Consider the following 16,520-nt stretch of genomic DNA (forward strand, 5'->3'; position numbering starts at 1 on the left):
TTGTTTTACCTGATCGTAAGTAGCTTCAGCTTTAAATATGGCCTGTTTGAGCGTACCTGTTGCTTTAGCAGTGCGAATGCCTCTTCGTAGTATTCATGACTTTTATCCAGGGTCACTTTAACACCGATACCTTTTAAAGCCAGCATGACTTCCTGCATGGTCGGGATCGGGTTATTGGTGACCCGGCCTATGCCATTTTTTAAGCCAAATTTTCGAATTTCCTCTAATGTGTACTCAGAAGGCTTTTCTTTAGCATTTGTGGTTCGGTCAATTGTACCGTCGTGCATAATGATAATAATGCCGTCTTTTGTTTTTTTAAGATAGTTACGATCTTTCCGAATCGCCTAACTTTAAGCAAGTATCGAATATGCTGGAAGATGCCTTTAAAACGCTTGACGGGCATCAAAGGCCCACCTTCCCCTCTGATCAGGGCTGGCAGTACAGAATGACTAAGTATAAACAGATGCTAAATGAGCAGGGCATAACACAAAGCATGTCCCGAAAAGGGAACTGTTACGATAACGCTATTATTGAGAACTTCTTCGAAACCATCAAATCTGAAATGTTCTATCTTAAAAAATACATCTCAATTGATGAACTAAAAAACGACATATAAAGAATATATCAGCTACTATAACAACGACAGAATCAAACTCAATTTAAACGGAATGAGCCCGATAAAATACCGGGCTCATCATTGTAATTAATCTTTAACTTCGTCCAACTTTTGGGGGGCAGTCCACTTTCGACTTGAGGCTTTTTGCTTTTTAGGTAGCCCCAACAGGGCTATTATCGAGCCGCTTGATGAATGATTTACAAATTTTGCCGCTATTTAATGTCTGTTTGCGCCCAGTCTGAAGAAGAAGTAATTTTTGAGGGAGTTAGGCCGAATCGTTGTTTAAATGACCTGCTGAAGTGGGCAACGGTTTGGAAGCCACTTTCAAAAGCTACATCACTAATAGCTTTTCTATTATTATTGTTTAAAAGGCTTTTAGCATGTAATAAACGCCTTTCCAACAACCATCTGCCAGGTGTGGTATCAAATATCGCTTGAAAATCTCTTTTAAATGCAGAAAGGCTGCGATTACTTAATTGGGCGAATTGTTCTAATTTAAGATTATAACGAAAATTATCCGTCATGGTTCTTTCCAGCGCCACTCGGCTTGGCTCATTTTTCAGGGTGCAAAAGTAAGATAGCAGCTCGCCATTGAAAGGATTATCAGCTATTGTCAGGATTAGTTCCTTAAACTTAAGCTCTAATAAGGATTGCGCCGGTTCCCTTGCCTCGCTGAAGTAAGACGCCATAGAGAGAAAGAAACCCGCCATCTTTTCGCTGGAGTTTAAAGTTATTACCTGCTTATGAAATTTTTGCTTAATTGGCACATTGAATTTTTTGCCTAGTGTTTGGCAAATAAAATTATCTGGAATGAAGAACAATATCAGGCAAAAACCAACATCAAAAAATTGTTCCAACACAAATGCCCCTTTCCGGATGAATATACAACTCCCTGTTCTAATATCGTAAGAGCCCTCGGATGTATGCCACATCTTCCTGCCTTCTACCACATAAAATAAATAATTGTATTGTGTCCAAAGTGCTGAAAACTTGTTTTTTAGCAAGCGCACTTCAGCCGGGCAGCTAAAAGCAGTAATAAGTGAATCGTTACAATTAAACTGCCTGTAATAATTCGGGTACTGCAGGATACTTTCATACAGGTTTTTCATAAAGCAATTTAAAACATGAAGTTAATTCTTTTTGGACTTTAAAGTCACTTATCTGACCTTTTTAGACAAACTGTTTTCGGCCTATATGGCTAATTTTGATAATATAAATAATGAAAGATTATTAATTAACAATTAAATCATTAATCATATGAATCCAAATAAAGCACTATGGGAAAAAGGCGACTTCACAAAAATTGCAGCAACCATGCGCGAGAGTGGTGAAGAACTGGTTAGAAAACTGGAAATCAAGAAAGATCTAATGGTTCTTGATCTCGGTTGTGGCGATGGCACGACTGCCATTCCCGAGGCGAAACTCGGCGCACAGGTTTTAGGGGTTGACATAGCAGAAAACCTCGTAAAGGCCGGGAATGCCAGGGTTAAGGCTGAAGGAATAGTTAACTGCACCTTTCGGCAAGGGGATGCTACTGATCTTAATTATTTACAGGATGAATCTTTTGATATGGTAGTAAGCATATTCGGTGCTATGTTTGCACCTAAACCATTTGATGTGGCTAAAGAAATGGTCCGTTTAACACGACCTGGTGGCAAAATAATAATGGGGAATTGGATACCCGGCGATTCAACACTGGTTGCACAAATACTCAAAATTAGTTCGGCCTATATGCCACCGCCGCCTGAAGGTTTTGTCAGCCCGATGCTTTGGGGTGTTGAAAAAAATGTTGTAGAACGTTTTACCAAGGCCGGCGTTCGGGAAGAAAACATCTCCTTCACTAAAGAAACGTTTGCTTTTAAAGCAGATTATAAGCCGGCGAAATTTGTTGAAGTGTTTAAACAATATTATGGCCCCACTATGAATGCTTTTGAAGCAGCCGAAAAAAATAATAATAGCCAGGCACTTCAACAGGAGCTGGAAGTATTATTCAACAGCCAAAACATAAGTGACGTTGAAGACAGTACATATATAAAGGCCAATTTTTTAAAGGTTATAGTGGCCAAATAACACTTTAAAGCGTAAGTTTAGAATTTATACCAATTATAGACGGCTGCTTATTTATTCCGATGCTCAACATGGCTGAAGTCGAGTCAATTGGCAGATGGTTTGCAAATTAGCCTGCGGTAGGTGTTATCACTGCACCATTAATCTCCAATAAAAAAAGCCTTTGGTCTTTCGACTAAAGGCTTTCATTTTTAGGTAGCGGGAGCAGGACTCGAACCTACGACCTTCGGGTTATGAGCCCGACGAGCTACCAACTGCTCCATCCCGCACTATTTTAAATTTAATTGCAGTCATAAAATCTGCAAGTTTATTAGTATTCAGTAACACCCTGTTTCGGCAATTAATAAATTAGCCACACTATAAGAAAGCAAAAGCCTCTAACTTTCGTTAAAGGCTTTTGTTTTGGGTAGCGGGAGCAGGACTCGAACCTACGACCTTCGGGTTATGAGCCCGACGAGCTACCAACTGCTCCATCCCGCACTATCTTTTTGGTGTATTACATAACGGGCATAACTCCGAAATGTTTGTTTCCAATTGTAAAAAAGCAATTTGCTGTTCCTTTTAATTGGACTGCAAAGATATAATTCGTTTCTTTGCAGTCCAAATAATATTTTAATTATTTTTTTATGGCGCATAAGGCAGGTTTTGTAAGTATAATTGGTAAGCCCAACGCGGGTAAGTCAACCCTTATGAACGCATTGGTGGGCGAAAAAATGTCGATCATCACCCCAAAGGCGCAAACCACCCGCCACCGAATTTTGGGAATTGTAAATACCGACGACTACCAGATTGTGTTTTCGGACACCCCGGGTATCATTAAACCACACTACGCATTGCACGAAAGTATGATGCACCAGGTAGACGGCTCTATTGTAGATGCTGACCTGATACTGCTGGTTACCGATATCCACGAGGAATTTAACGAGCAGGATGTGATCAAAAAACTGGAAGGCTCTACCGCCCCACTGGTTGTTTTGATCAACAAGATAGACCTATCCAGCGAGGAAGAGGTGAAAGAAAAAGTAGAATACTGGCAGGAGAAATTAAACCCGAAAGCCATCTACGCTATATCTGCATTGTTGGATCATAATATAAAAGCCGTGATGGATTTTGTGTTGGACGGTTTGCCGGAGCACCCCGCTTATTATGAGAAGGATGCTTTGACGGACAGGAACGACAGGTTCTTCGCATCGGAAATGATCCGCGCGCAGATCTTTAAACAATACAAAAAAGAGATTCCATACAGCACCGAGGTTATTGTAACCGCGTTTGTGGAGGGCGAAAAACTGCACCGCATCAGCGCCGAAATTATTGTAGAGCGCGATTCGCAGAAAAATATCATCATAGGCACCAAAGGGGAAATGCTGAAGATAGTAGGCACCTACGCCCGCAGGGATATGGAAGATTTTTTCCAGAAGAAGATCTTTCTGGAAATGTTTGTTAAAGTTATCCCCGACTGGCGCAGCAAAAAAAATTACCTGAAAAAATTCGGGTACGAATAAAAAAAGAGAATCAAGATGCAAGACATCAAGATTCAAGACAAAAATTTAACTTTGTAATAATTCGGGTTAAGGTATCATAAAGGGCTATTGTCTTATGTCTTGGTATCTTGGCTCTTGACTCTCTATAATCATGAGTAATATAGTAGCTATAGTAGGCAGGCCCAACGTTGGGAAATCCACTTTATACAACCGTTTAACCGAAAGCCGTAAAGCTATTGTTGACGATTTTAGCGGCGTAACCCGCGACAGGCATTACGGTACATCCGAGTGGATCGATAAAAAATTCACGGTGATTGATACCGGCGGCTACGTAGCCAATTCCGACGAGCTTTTTGAAGTAGCCATCCGCGAGCAGGTGCTTATCGCCATCGAGGAGGCTTCGGTAATTTTATTTATGGTTGATGTTACCACCGGTATCACCGACCTTGATGATGAAATTGCCAACCTTTTGCGTAAAGGTAAAAAGCCGGTGTTTGTGGTTGTAAACAAACTGGATAACAACGCCCAACTGGCTGATGCTTCCGAGTTTTACAGCTTAGGCTTAGGTGAGATCTACACCCTGTCGTCTATGACGGGCTCAGGCACCGGCGAATTGTTGGACGAGGTTGTGAAGCACTTTGAGGATGTTCCTTTTGAGGAGAACACCCGCCCTAAGTATGCCATTATTGGCCGCCCTAACGTAGGTAAATCATCTATCATCAATTCCCTTATAGGGCAGGAGCGTAACATTGTAACGCCTATTGCCGGCACCACGCGCGATTCTATACATATTCATTATAACCAGTACGGTCATGATTTTATGCTGATCGATACTGCCGGGATGCGTAAAAAAACCAAGGTAAAAGAGAATATCGAATTTTACTCGGTAATGCGTACCATCAAAGCATTGGAAGAAGCTGATGTGGTTATCATCATGATCGACGCGGTTGATGGCTTGGAAGCACAGGATGTGAACCTTTTCCACCTTGCCGAAAAGAATAAAAAAGGTGTGGTGATCGTGGTAAATAAATGGGATTTGATCGAAAAAAACAACAAAACCATTAAGGTATTTGAAGAACAGATCCGCCAGAAATTAGCGCCGTTTAGCGATGTGCCTATTGTGTTTACATCGGTATTGGAAAAACAACGCGTGCTAAAGGTAATTGAAGTAGCCAACCAGGTTTACGCCAACCGTGCCCGCAAGATCCCAACCAGCAAGCTGAACGAGATCATGCTGCCGATCATCGAAAAATATCCGCCGCCATCATTAAAAGGCAAGTACGTAAAAATTAAATACATTACGCAGATAGCGGGTACATCACCCATGTTCGCGTTCTTTTGTAACCTGCCGCAGTATGTAAAAGAACCATACTACCGCTTTATTGAAAACCAATTGCGCGCCAATTTCGAATTTTCAGGAGCGCCTATCCAGGTTTGGTTCAGGCAGAAATAAGAAGTTTAGACTTTTATATATGATAGCGATGGGTTTACTCATCGCTATTTTTGTTTAAATATTAACTATATTGACGCAAGCAATAATACAATGGATATTAATAAAAAAGAAAAGATTATATCTTCCTTTCCATTAAACTACAGGGAAGCTGAACTTAATATCATTATTTCGAAAGAAGAATATAGCGTTTTTCAAAATGGGATTTATTCAGGTAGTATGGATGAAAAATGGAATGTTTTTACGTTAAATAATGTAATAGCGTTCGCCCGTAGCTGGACAAGCAATTGTATTTTTAAAATATTAACAGAAGAATATCACCATTCGGTTTTATTGCGGAGTTTTCAAGTTAATCGGGATAGTGCCCAATATAAGGGGGGAAACTTAGAAGAAGACGCTGTGCTCTTAAAGAAATTGCTTCAAATGTTTTTAAAGAGGGATGACCTTTACGTTGATCCTAAGTTGAAATTGAAATTAATTCAGGAGACCATTGAACATGAAGATCCGGAGAATAGGTTTACCAAATCGATATCGACAACCAGCGTAGGGCAGATTAATCAAATCTATAATACTTTGATTGGCCCGCCAAACGATGACTACTTTCGCGTTAACGGCTGGAAAGAACTAAGCGAGCGACTTTTAGGCAAAGCTGAAGACGAAATATTGTTAAGCCTTTATCTCCAACATAAAACGGATAGGTTTGCAAAAACGTTGTATTTTAATGAAAATGCTGAAACGTATTTAGGTGAAACACGAATTGAGCGAACGGGTTCACTTGATTTTTAGACGGCTTACAATATCAGTTACATTGTAATTATCTTTACTCTACTAATGACAAATTCTCCACTCAATAAATATAACGTCAAATTTCAGGAAGCGCTTGCCGGGTTAAATCCCGAGCAGTTGGCTGCCGTTAACCAAATGGATGGCCCTGTGCTGGTAGTTGCCGGGCCGGGCACGGGTAAAACGCAGATCCTGGCGGCGCGTATCGGCAAGATCCTGACTGATACCGATGCCTTGCCAAGCGAGATCCTCTGCCTTACGTATACCGATGCCGGCGCTGTTGCCATGCGCAAACGTTTATTCGAGTTTATTGGGCCCGATGCCTATCGGATTAATATTTACACCTTCCACGCGTTTTGTAACGAGATCATCCAGGAAAACCTGGAGTATTTTGGCAAGCTGAATTTAGAGGCATTATCAGATCTGGAATCGGCTATGCTGTTCCGCGAGTTGGTGGATGAGTTTGGCAACGACCATTTATTAAAGCGGTTTACCGGCGACGTTTACTATGATGCACCACGTCTAAAAAAACTGTTCTCGACCATGAAGACCGAGAACTGGACGGAGGACCTGATCAAACAAGCTGTACAGGAATATTTGGACGATCTGCCAAACCGCGAGGAGTTTGTTTACAAACGAGCCAATGCAAAAGCGGGTATCGCCATAGGCGATACCAAGCAAAAGGATATTGACAAGGTGCAGGAGGCCATGAGCAAACTGCTGGCTGCTGTAAGCGAGTACCAGAACTACTCCCGCAAAATGCGCGATAACAATTGGTACGATTACGACGACATGATCCTGTGGGTGCTAAAAGCCTTCCGCGAGAATGACGAGATCCTGCGCCGTTATCAGGAGCGCTACCAATATATTTTGGTGGATGAGTTCCAGGATACCAGCGGCTCGCAAAACGAGCTGTTAAAATTTCTGTTGAACTATTGGGAAACACCCAACGTGTTTGTGGTGGGCGATGACGACCAGTCGATATTTAAGTTCCAGGGGGCAAACATGAAGAACATTCTTGATTTTGCCGGGGATTACGTGTCTACCCTGCAAACGGTAGTGTTAAAGCATAACTACCGTTCCAACCAGCATATCCTGGATATTTCGAGGGCGCTGATCAACAATAATAACGAACGCTTAACCGCTCAGTTAAAACTCGATAAAAACCTGAAGGCATCGCATCCTCGCTTCATTGAGGAAATTGTTGAACCTGTCATCAAAGAATACGAAAACCCAAGCCAGGAACTGGTGGATGTTGCCCTGCAAATAAAACGATTGGTGGATAAAGGCACCCCGCCGGGCGAAATTGCGGTGATTTACCGCAACCACAGTCAGGTAGAAGAGTTGCTTCATTTTTTAGATACCCAGCATATCGCGGTAAACACCAAACGCAAGATAGATGTGTTGACCATCCCCTTCGGCGAAAAGATCATCAACATATTGCGCTACCTGAGCATGGAACTGGATTCGCCTTACAGTGGTGATGAGTTGCTGTTTGAGATACTGCATTACGATTTCTTCTCCATCCCGCCTATCGAGATCGCTAAGGCGAGCATCGCGGTATCAAAGGAGAACTTCGGCACGGCAATCAATAACCTGCCTAAGACCTCGCTGCGCCGTTACATCAGCGAAATTAAGTTAGCCGCCCAGGCAGATCTGTTCAGCAAGCCAGCTGCGCAGGAAATGAAATTTTTGGTGAACGATATTGATGCGTTACTGACTGATGCATTAAGCGTTACGCTGCAACAGTTTTTCCAGAATGTGATAGCCAAGGTGGGCATCCTAAAATATATTATGCAGCAGCCCGATAAAGGCGTGCACATGCAGGTGCTTACCAGCTTCTTTGACTTTTTGAAAGATGAAAGCCGCAAGAACCCCGAAATAAAATTATCCGACCTGATCGTTACCATCGACCTGATGCGCAAAAACAACATCAGGCTGGAATTGAACAAGGTGATCTTTTCTGATAACGGCATCAACTTCCTAACCGCGCATGGTTCAAAAGGACTGGAGTTTGAGCATGTGTTCTTCATTGGTTGCGATAAAAAAACATGGGACAGCAAAGGCCGCAACAGCGGGTTCAGCTACCCGGATACCTTGACGAGGGCAGCATCTGACGACATCGCCCAAAAAGAAGAAGCGCGCAGACTGTTTTACGTGGCACTTACCCGTTCAAAACAATGCCTTAATATTTCTTACGCGGGCAAGGATAAAAACGGTAAAGACCAGGAGCCGTCGCAGTTTATTGGCGAGATTTTGGCAGATACGCATTTATTGATAGACCGACCCAAAGTAAGCAGCGATGATATGCTGGAATTCTTCGCCACCCAATTTAGCGAGGCAGATAAGCCGGTAGTGGAGCTGCTGGATAGGAACTATATTAATCAACTGCTGCAGAATTATACGCTATCGGTAACCCACCTGAGTAATTATTTGGATTGCCCGCTTAGGTTCTATTTCCAATGTCTGATCAGGGTACCATCGGGCAAAAGTCCGTCGGCTACGTTTGGGCAGGCGGTACACTGGGCGCTTAATAAAACGTATCGCCGCTTAAAAGAGAACAACGACGAGTTTTTATCTACCGAAGAGTTTTTAAAAGAGTTCCGCTGGTATATGTACCGCAATCGCGATTCATTCACCAAAGAAGATTTTAAACGCCGCGTGGATTATGGCGAAAAGATCTTACCGCTATACTACGAACAAAATGTGCCCACCTGGAACAAAGTAGCCCAAACCGAGCGAAGTATTAAAAACATAGAAGTGGCAGGTGTGCCTATAAAGGGCAACCTGGATAAGATAGAATTTGACGGCAAACAGGTAACCGTGGTTGATTATAAAACCGGCCGTGTGCGCAACGCCAAGTCAAAACTGGACCGGCCTACCAACGAAGAACTAAACGGAGGCGATTACTGGCGCCAAGCGGTTTTCTACAAGATACTGGTAGATAACGACCGCACCAACGATTGGGAAGTGATCAACACCATATTCGATTTTGTAGAACCCGAGAAAGAAGGCGAATATTTTAAAGCGAAAGTGGTGATTACCCCTCAGGATATTGAAGATGTCACCCAACAGATAACCACCGTGTACCAAAAAATAATGGCCCACGATTTTAACAAAGGTTGTGGTAAAGTTACCTGCGACTGGTGCCACTTCGTAAAAAGTAACTTTAAACAACCCGAAGGTTTGCTGGAAGTTGCCGAAGGAGAAGATGGGGAATAAAGCTATTTCCCCTTTGTCATCCTGAGCGATAGCGAAGGATCTATTATTGAACTATGCAATCGTAAATTGCTTGGCGTAGATCAGATGCTTCACTATCGTTCAGCATGACAATTAAAAAGAGCGCCTTAAGCGCCCTTTTTAATTACATATCCATCATATCATGATCCATCTTGCGTTTGCTGACGCCAATTTTCATGGGGCTGGGCGTAATGCGCAGGTAAACCTGGAAGGCAGGGTGCCGTGCCATAAAGTGGCTTCAGCGCCTGCGGAGAGGCGTTCAGCGTAGCTTGCAGACCAACGGTTAGATTGGTGTTTTTAAAAGTTGACACACTGCGATTAGTGCCAAGTGTTATGGCATTAGTGCCATAGTTTGGATTGCCGGGATAAAGGGTTTCCAGGTCGAGTTCGCCGGCATCTTTTTGCACATATTCGTACCGGCTGTAAATGGCAGTTTTATTTAATTGCAAGCTATTCTCTAACAGCACAGCAGGCTGCGTGCGGCCATGGTGGCGGTTTTGTCCGTAAACCAATGTGGTGGCTACGTAACTATTTTCGCCAAGCATTTTAGTATGAATGGCCGATGCGGTAAATCGGTCTACATCATCATTTGGCTCGGCTTCCTCAGGGCTTTTTAGCCATCCATTTGATACCTGTAGTGCCCACTCCTTGGATGGGTTAACCGACAAGCGCACCGAGTAAGAATCAAATCTTGGTCTATCAAAATTGTAACGGTGTTCATCGGGTTCGCGGCCTGTGAATATCGATCCTTCCAACTTTGCATTTTTGTATCTAAATCCTAAGGTAGCCGTACCGAAGGTAATGTGCGTTGCATCCGCATAATGGTGACTTAGGGGCGCATCAGGGTTATTCATGGCCGAAATTCGGTGCATAAATGCCGGTGGCCCAAGGGCGGGCTCGCCCGGCATCCCAACGGAAAGGGAAACATCTGTGTTCTTGGCCACGCGCTGGGTATAAGCCACGCTCAGTTCCGAAAACAGGTCATGCGGGTGCTGGCGATCAACCAGTTTTTTGCCCTGGTAAGATTCTCCGGTTTGGTACAGCAGCGGGTAGCCATCGTTACCTACCGTAAATGCATCCAGCGAGAACATGGTGTTGATGGCGAACAAACCATTACTGCCTATCTTGCGCTGCGCCATGTACATAAACCAGTTTGGTACATCAAACTGGCTGCCGCCGCGGCTGCCTTTGTTAAACAGGTCCTGCTTATTGTATCGTGCAAAAAAGCTTCCATGGATCATTTGCATCCACTTTTTGCCATGCACCATGTACATATACATCGGCGTTTCATCGGGTACCCAGGAAGTTCCCGAACCATCGCGGTTCATCGGCAAATCCAGCGAAAATTGGCTGTCATGCTCATGTTGTACTTCGTAGTATCATGCTGCATTTTGGCCATCATTTTGGCGTGGTCGTGCTTCATGTGTTTTTTAGTGGTATCCGTTTGCATGTGTTGCATGTTGTCCATCTGCTGAGCGTTGGCAGTTATGGCCAATACCAGCAAGGCGAGTATTATGAGATATATTTTCATTGTAAGATGATCTATAAGTTAAAAAAGTTGTACTCGAACCGTACCAGGTACATATTGGCGCTATTGCGTTGCATGTTGTTGTACAATGGGGTTCGGTAAGAAAAATCGAGGCGGCAAACGCTGTTGAAGATCAGTTGCACGGCAGGGGCAACATCCAAATAGTTTTGGTTATAGCCGGGGTTATTCTTACCAAGCAGTTCTACATACAGGTTCAGGTTTACCTGATCGTAGCTGGTATACCGTTTAGGCAGCACCAGGTAACCTGCTGATAGGGTATAGGCCAGTGCTTCTTTAGCACCGTTAATTGTACCCAATTCATTAACGCTATTCAACCCACGCAGGTAACTTGCCGAGCCGGATATGGCCAGCTTATGCAATAATTGGGTAAATACCAAACCGCTTTGTAAACCCGAATTATCACCCTCCAACGCGATCTCCTGCTGCTGGTATGGGTTACGGCTAATTGCCACTTTCCCAAATACTGCCCCTCGGAAATGGGTTTGCACAGCATCTACAGAAAGAAACCGGTATTTGGCGTAAAAGCTGCTGCCCTCAAACCGTTGGTTGCTTTGATAAAAGTTAGACGTGTATAAAGCGCCATGCAGCATCAGTTTACCGGTAGCGCCATACATAGCCTCTAAAGTGGTTCGGTTTTTAAACACGGATGCCGCTTTAAACCCCTGGTTCTCCAGCCTTATGCCTAAGGAGTGCGCAGCCATGTTACTGGCAGGCTCGGTGTTTACATATAACTCTTGCGCGTGCGCAAAGCATGCCAGTGCCACAAGGCAAAATACCAATAAAATAACCTTCATAAAATGAGTTTTAAGAAGGTGCTTAAATTGCTAAGTGATAAGTGCGGCCGGTAGCGGTTGCGGGCTCTTCAGGTGCTTTACCAAGGTGTTTTTTGGTAACTGAAGACGGTGCAAAACCTTTATCTACAATGGTAACTGTAACCATGCCGGTTAATGCTTTATCAGCATTAAGCAGCTTGTAGGTATTAGCGCCATAGGTGAAAGCGTTGTCGGCAACCTTGGCGTTATCAAAGTTGAAGGTGGTTTTTAGATAACTAACCGAAAAGCCCGAATCTTTTACCTTTTTGCTGATCTGTGCAAAATCTACCGGGACATCATTTTTAAAGGTGATGACATAGATGTTGCGCATCAGGTCGGGTTTTATCTCGCTAACGAATGGCAGTGCTTTTAATGATTTTTCGGTAGTGCGCGCACAAAGTGAGCAGGTAAGGCCGCTAACTTGTAGTTCGGCCTTTGTGAATTGTGCTTTTGCAACGGTTACGGTTGCTATAAGTAGGATGATATATACTTTAAGGGTTTTCATGTTATTAAAAATTGAATTTGAATTGATATATTAAATCTTGCGGAGAAGATCTAATATCAAATTTTCAAAGTTCTATTTTTAATAAATGAGGGGACGCTCTGTTTCGGCGCATCGGGTGGGCCGCGGTCAAAAAATACGTTAAGTAAAATTTGGTGTACAGGTAATAGAAAATCACCAAACAACGACTTTGGAACAACTACCGGAGATGTTTTTGCAATAAATGAGTTTGGCTGGCTTTCGTGGCTATCCTTAACTTTTACATCAAGCTTAGTATCCTTACAGCATTTCATTTTGCTTTTAGCCATCAGCGCAATGCAGCTTTTGGCAGGAGCATTTATTTTGATAGCTGCAACGTGGTTGCCGCAGTAATGTAAGTTCAGCGCAAAGCCGGTTGATGTAATTACATACATCAAAACCAAAAACAATACGCCTGCCTTTTTCATCATTACACAAAAATACACTATTAACTGCCTCATTTCAAACTTGTAGAGGAATTATTATTGTCTGCCTAGTGTAAATAGAAATATAATCCGTTTCTTTGTTTAGATTTAATCTAAATAATAATAATAATAATGAAAAAACTTATATTCTTATTATCACTTTGCATTTGCGCTATAAGCGTATCTGCACAATCTAAATTTGAGCAGGATAGGGCCGCTATTAAATCCTTAGCAGGTTACTATAAAGTTACCTTCAATTATGCCGAAACTTTCGCGCCGGATACCGCTTATAAATTCCACCCGCGCTACCATTCATGGGGTTATGAATGGGCTATTGTAGTGGAAGATTCTCCGAAAAAGATATCTATTCAGCATTTATTAGTTGTTGGCGATAGCACCGTTATCAAACACTGGCGCGAAGACTGGGTGTACGAACAACCAACCATACTGGCTTACGAAAAAGATAACACCTGGAAAAAAGCAATTTTGAAAGCTGCTGATGTAAAAGGCCGCTGGATCCAGAAAGTTTACCAGGTTGATGACAGCCCGCGTTACGAAAGCATTGGTACCTGGGTGCATGTTGATGGCCGCCACGAATGGCAAAGCAAAACAGATTCGCCGCTGCCTCGCCGCGAGTTCACCAAACGCAGCGACTATAATGTACTTAACCGCGGTAACCGCATTTACCTAACCGCTAATGGTTGGATGTACGAGCAGGATAACAATAAGGTAGTACGCGGTGCCGATGGAGACAAAATTATAGCCCAGGAAAAAGGTTTTGAGGAGTTTACCAAGGTTGACGAAGCTAAATTTGCTTACGCCAAAAAATGGTGGGCAGGCCAGCAAAGTTACTGGACCGATGCCCGTGTGGCATGGGATGCTGTTTTCGCTAAAAATGCTACCATTAAATTGAGCGGCAAAAAAGATGGCAAGCTCCTTTACGAGCAACTATTCGCTTTAGCCGAAAAGTCTGAAAAAGAAAAATGGAGTTCTGATAAAAACAAAGCCGAGACCACCAAGATGATTAACAATTACGTTAACGCATCATAAATACGTTCATCTGCCGTTGAAATAAGGAAGGCCCTGCAATTTTCAGGGCCTTCCTTATTATGTAAAATCAACCCCACTTACTCATTTCTAACAAGTTTTCTCACTATCGTTCGAATGACAGATGGGGAGTTTTTAATGTTATTTTACCGCTTTTAAAGTAGCTGTTACCTTACCGCATTCTAACATATCATCACCATAATATGGGTTGCGGATGTCCTCAGATTCGCTTAACCAGGCTGCTTTTTTCATTGGGCAATACTGCTGATAGATGGTAGTGCCGTTAAGCTTTAAGCCGGATAAAAAGCTGTACATGTTTTTTGATAAACTCTCGAAATGTTCGCGCTGATGATCTATAACCGTAGTCTCGCTAATATGGCGGCTATCGAATTTTAGTTTATCTAAATAGATAGCCAGTAGCTTTTGCTGGGAAGGCTTTAACCCTTTAATGGGCGTAGACAATGCTGCAACCAACTCAGCAGAACGGCTTTTGGCAAGGGTTGCATTACTTGCCACCAATGCGTTTTTTACACCAATGTAAGATGCGGTTACTTTATCAATAGCAGTGTTTTGTGCTTTTGCCACAACGATTGATAGCACGAGGATCAGGCTTAGAAGTGTCTTTTTCATGATTTATAAACGTTATAGATCAAACTTAAGCATATTGCTTTATAATTTCCTTACATCCCGCTTCAATCAGTTTAAAAACCGGGGCAAACTGGGCATTATCATAGTATGGGTCGGGGACTATCTTATCGCCTAAAAGCATCTTAACTTTCTTGCGGTCTTCATCAGTACGGGCAAGGGCAAGTACATTGCTCAGGTTGCTTTTGTCCATTACCATTATCAGGTCAAACTCGTCAAAATCCTTCACACGAAATAAGCGGCAAACCTGTTTGGCGATATCTATGCCCTCGTCGGCCGCTGCTTTGATAGAGCGCCTGTCGGGAGCGCGGCCAACATGCCAGTCGCCGGTACCTGCGGAGTCCACTTGCCAATCCAGCCCGGCCTTATCTGCCAGGTGCTGCATAATACCCTCCGCCAGCGGCGAACGGCAAATATTACCCAGGCAAACCATTAGTATTTTCATTTTTTGGAGTGAGTGGTTGATTGGGTTGATTAAGTGAGTGGTTCTAATCATACAACTACTCACCTAATCAACCAGTCACCAATTAACCGAATATCTGGTTCAACAATCCTGCTAACCTTACGCCACCTTTAACCAGTTGGTCGTTCAGAGTGCCGATATATTCGAAGTTATATCTGTAAACATTTACTTTATCGGTGTCTTTAACACCTGCGTAGATCTTGGCAGCTAAATGGTTCGACTCTAACAACCATTGGCTTACCGGTGATTTTTGCCAATCTTTAATTTGCGCGACAGTTGGGTGATTGATCCAGCTCACATACTCAGTATAGCTTAATTGCTGAAAATCTATCAGCTGGCTATCCCAAATAGAATGCAGATTGGTATCCTTATCAAACCATTTTAACTTCACATCATTACCACCTTTATCACTCAGGTGGCCGGTATGCATAGGTTGATGAATATCTTCTACAATGTGGATCAGCATACGCAAAGCAAGCAGTTTGTTGTTTTTAGCGAGGTTTTTCTTTTTCAGTTCGCCCACTAAAAAATTTATTTTAGTGTAAGCATCAGTAAGGGTATCCTTCTTTAAAAATTCCTGCATTTCCGGGTAACTGTATTCCCTTTCCATATTGATGAAATGCCAGTTATACAGGTAATTATATTGCGGGTCTGATTTTATAAAATCGGCCCAGTTGCTGGTTATGGCTAACGACTCGGTACCAAGGATCGCCTTAATGGCGGCGCGTGCTTTCGCGTTTAGGTAACTATCGGCAATTTGGCCGCTAATGCGATGGCCATTTGTGCCCCATGCCATGGTTTGTACCGGCAGGTAAATAATAGCTATGCCTAAAATTATTTTTTTGAAAATGCTGGTTTTCATGTTCTTTATAATGGTTTTGGTATACAGGAGTTTCTTTTTACTAAACGTGTGTTAATGGCAATTACGCTTGATGTTGGGTTGAACTGAACAAGCGAATCGGTCTTCTTTATTATCTTAAACCTTTCCTCGTAAACACCCGAACGGAAACAGCCCGACGGATCTTTGTAGCTATAGTCTGCATTGCAGAACAGGCCGCGCACGTGTAGGGTATCGTTACGTTGCTCGTAAACGCCTTTAACGTATTCTGTCCATTGGCCATTTTTGGTGCAGCTATCGGCGCCGGTGTTTGCTTTGCTAATGGTTTTGATGGCCACAAAAAACGAATCGCAGTTAAACTTAAGGTTATATAAAGAATAACTTACCAATTGCTTCTGCATTGTTACACTATCCTGCTGCCACTCGCCCTGCAGATAACTCTCGCCCGGCGTTTGCATATCGGGGTTGAAGTGACAAGCGGTTTGCAGCAGGCAGTTTGCAGTTAGCAGTAATGCGAAAGCTAAATAAGCGAAAGGTTTTTTCATGCGATGTGAGCAAATAAAAAGCCCCTCTCTTGCGGAGAG

The 16,520-nt window shown here is 42.9% G+C and carries 17 protein-coding genes, 2 tRNA genes and 1 pseudogene; 7 read left to right on the top strand and 13 right to left on the bottom strand.

Annotation, left to right across the window (positions count from 1 at the left end; all coding sequences use genetic code 11):
• Positions 1 to 5: 5 nt before the first annotated feature.
• A complete protein-coding gene (locus tag RHM67_RS03295) occupies positions 6 to 287 on the bottom strand; it encodes a glycerophosphodiester phosphodiesterase family protein (protein ID WP_322230615.1) in 282 nt (93 codons plus the stop codon).
• A 35-nt stretch (positions 288 to 322) separates the two neighbouring features.
• Here RHM67_RS03295 and RHM67_RS03300 point away from each other — a divergent pair.
• Positions 323 to 707 (top strand): annotated as a pseudogene (locus tag RHM67_RS03300) (transposase); the annotation flags it as partial.
• Between the two features lie 121 nt (positions 708 to 828).
• Here the strand turns inward: RHM67_RS03300 and RHM67_RS03305 are convergent.
• Positions 829 to 1,725, bottom strand: coding sequence for a helix-turn-helix domain-containing protein (locus tag RHM67_RS03305; protein WP_416182865.1), 897 nt, complete (start codon positions 1,723 to 1,725; stop codon positions 829 to 831).
• A 148-nt stretch (positions 1,726 to 1,873) separates the two neighbouring features.
• On the opposite strand from RHM67_RS03305, the gene RHM67_RS03310 reads away from it, so the two are divergent.
• On the top strand, positions 1,874 to 2,686 hold the full coding sequence (locus RHM67_RS03310; RefSeq protein ID WP_322230617.1) for a class I SAM-dependent methyltransferase: 813 nt from the start codon (positions 1,874 to 1,876) through the stop codon (positions 2,684 to 2,686).
• A 193-nt stretch (positions 2,687 to 2,879) separates the two neighbouring features.
• Here RHM67_RS03310 and RHM67_RS03315 read toward each other — a convergent pair.
• Positions 2,880 to 2,952, bottom strand: a tRNA-Met gene (locus RHM67_RS03315).
• A gap of 134 nt (positions 2,953 to 3,086) precedes the next feature.
• Positions 3,087 to 3,163, bottom strand: a tRNA-Met gene (locus tag RHM67_RS03320).
• Between the two features lie 146 nt (positions 3,164 to 3,309).
• Here RHM67_RS03320 and era point away from each other — a divergent pair.
• The 4 genes from era to RHM67_RS03340 all read left to right on the top strand — a co-directional run bounded on the left by era (position 3,310) and on the right by RHM67_RS03340 (position 9,619).
• Positions 3,310 to 4,185 (top strand): GTPase Era, encoded by an 876-nt coding sequence (gene era, locus RHM67_RS03325; protein WP_252757526.1) that lies wholly within the window; start codon positions 3,310 to 3,312, stop codon positions 4,183 to 4,185.
• Positions 4,186 to 4,315: 130 nt separating this feature from the next.
• Positions 4,316 to 5,617 carry a ribosome biogenesis GTPase Der gene (gene der / locus RHM67_RS03330; protein ID WP_252757527.1) on the top strand — a complete coding sequence of 434 codons (1,302 nt, stop codon included), beginning with the start codon at positions 4,316 to 4,318 and terminating at the stop codon, positions 5,615 to 5,617.
• Positions 5,618 to 5,707: 90 nt separating this feature from the next.
• Positions 5,708 to 6,400, top strand: a complete 693-nt coding sequence (locus tag RHM67_RS03335; RefSeq protein ID WP_322230618.1) for a hypothetical protein — start codon at positions 5,708 to 5,710, stop codon at positions 6,398 to 6,400.
• A 45-nt stretch (positions 6,401 to 6,445) separates the two neighbouring features.
• Positions 6,446 to 9,619, top strand: a complete 3,174-nt coding sequence (locus RHM67_RS03340) for an ATP-dependent DNA helicase (RefSeq protein ID WP_322230620.1) — start codon at positions 6,446 to 6,448, stop codon at positions 9,617 to 9,619.
• Between the two features lie 158 nt (positions 9,620 to 9,777).
• Here RHM67_RS03340 and RHM67_RS03345 read toward each other — a convergent pair whose 3' ends face one another.
• From RHM67_RS03345 to RHM67_RS03365, 5 genes are read right to left on the bottom strand one after another with little or no spacing between them, the layout of a single operon-like run.
• The gene (locus RHM67_RS03345; protein ID WP_322230621.1) at positions 9,778 to 10,965 is read right to left on the bottom strand and encodes a hypothetical protein; all 1,188 of its coding nucleotides are present in this window, start codon (positions 10,963 to 10,965) and stop codon (positions 9,778 to 9,780) included.
• A complete protein-coding gene (locus RHM67_RS03350; protein ID WP_322230622.1) occupies positions 10,962 to 11,168 on the bottom strand; it encodes a hypothetical protein in 207 nt (68 codons plus the stop codon). Before RHM67_RS03350 ends, RHM67_RS03345 begins: the two co-directional genes overlap by 4 nt.
• Before the next feature lie 11 nt (positions 11,169 to 11,179).
• Complete coding sequence (locus RHM67_RS03355; protein ID WP_322230623.1) at positions 11,180 to 11,980, bottom strand: hypothetical protein; 801 nt, start codon at positions 11,978 to 11,980, stop codon at positions 11,180 to 11,182.
• Between the two features lie 22 nt (positions 11,981 to 12,002).
• Complete coding sequence (locus tag RHM67_RS03360; RefSeq protein ID WP_322230624.1) at positions 12,003 to 12,503, bottom strand: heavy metal-associated domain-containing protein; 501 nt, start codon at positions 12,501 to 12,503, stop codon at positions 12,003 to 12,005.
• Between the two features lie 56 nt (positions 12,504 to 12,559).
• Entirely contained in the window at positions 12,560 to 12,949 is a 390-nt protein-coding gene (locus RHM67_RS03365; RefSeq protein WP_322230625.1) for an HYC_CC_PP family protein, read from the bottom strand.
• A gap of 126 nt (positions 12,950 to 13,075) precedes the next feature.
• Between RHM67_RS03365 and RHM67_RS03370 the strand changes: the two genes are divergently transcribed.
• Positions 13,076 to 13,993: a DUF6607 family protein gene (locus tag RHM67_RS03370; RefSeq protein ID WP_322230627.1), complete on the top strand. Its 918-nt coding sequence runs from the start codon at positions 13,076 to 13,078 to the stop codon at positions 13,991 to 13,993.
• A 138-nt stretch (positions 13,994 to 14,131) separates the two neighbouring features.
• Here the strand turns inward: RHM67_RS03370 and RHM67_RS03375 are convergent, their stop codons facing one another.
• The 4 genes from RHM67_RS03375 to RHM67_RS03390 form a co-directional block, all read right to left on the bottom strand.
• Positions 14,132 to 14,620: a DUF3347 domain-containing protein gene (locus RHM67_RS03375; protein ID WP_322230628.1), complete on the bottom strand. Its 489-nt coding sequence runs from the start codon at positions 14,618 to 14,620 to the stop codon at positions 14,132 to 14,134.
• A gap of 25 nt (positions 14,621 to 14,645) precedes the next feature.
• A complete protein-coding gene (locus tag RHM67_RS03380) occupies positions 14,646 to 15,080 on the bottom strand; it encodes a low molecular weight protein-tyrosine-phosphatase (RefSeq protein ID WP_322230629.1) in 435 nt (144 codons plus the stop codon).
• Between the two features lie 82 nt (positions 15,081 to 15,162).
• Entirely contained in the window at positions 15,163 to 15,960 is a 798-nt protein-coding gene (locus tag RHM67_RS03385) for a S1/P1 nuclease (protein ID WP_322230630.1), read from the bottom strand.
• 5 nt (positions 15,961 to 15,965) lie between these two features.
• The gene (locus RHM67_RS03390; RefSeq protein ID WP_322230631.1) at positions 15,966 to 16,481 is read right to left on the bottom strand and encodes a fumarate hydratase; all 516 of its coding nucleotides are present in this window, start codon (positions 16,479 to 16,481) and stop codon (positions 15,966 to 15,968) included.
• Positions 16,482 to 16,520 lie beyond the last annotated feature (39 nt).

This window comes from Mucilaginibacter sp. 5C4 (assembly GCF_034345625.1).
Classification (GTDB): Bacteria; Bacteroidota; Bacteroidia; order Sphingobacteriales; family Sphingobacteriaceae; genus Mucilaginibacter; species Mucilaginibacter aurantiaciroseus.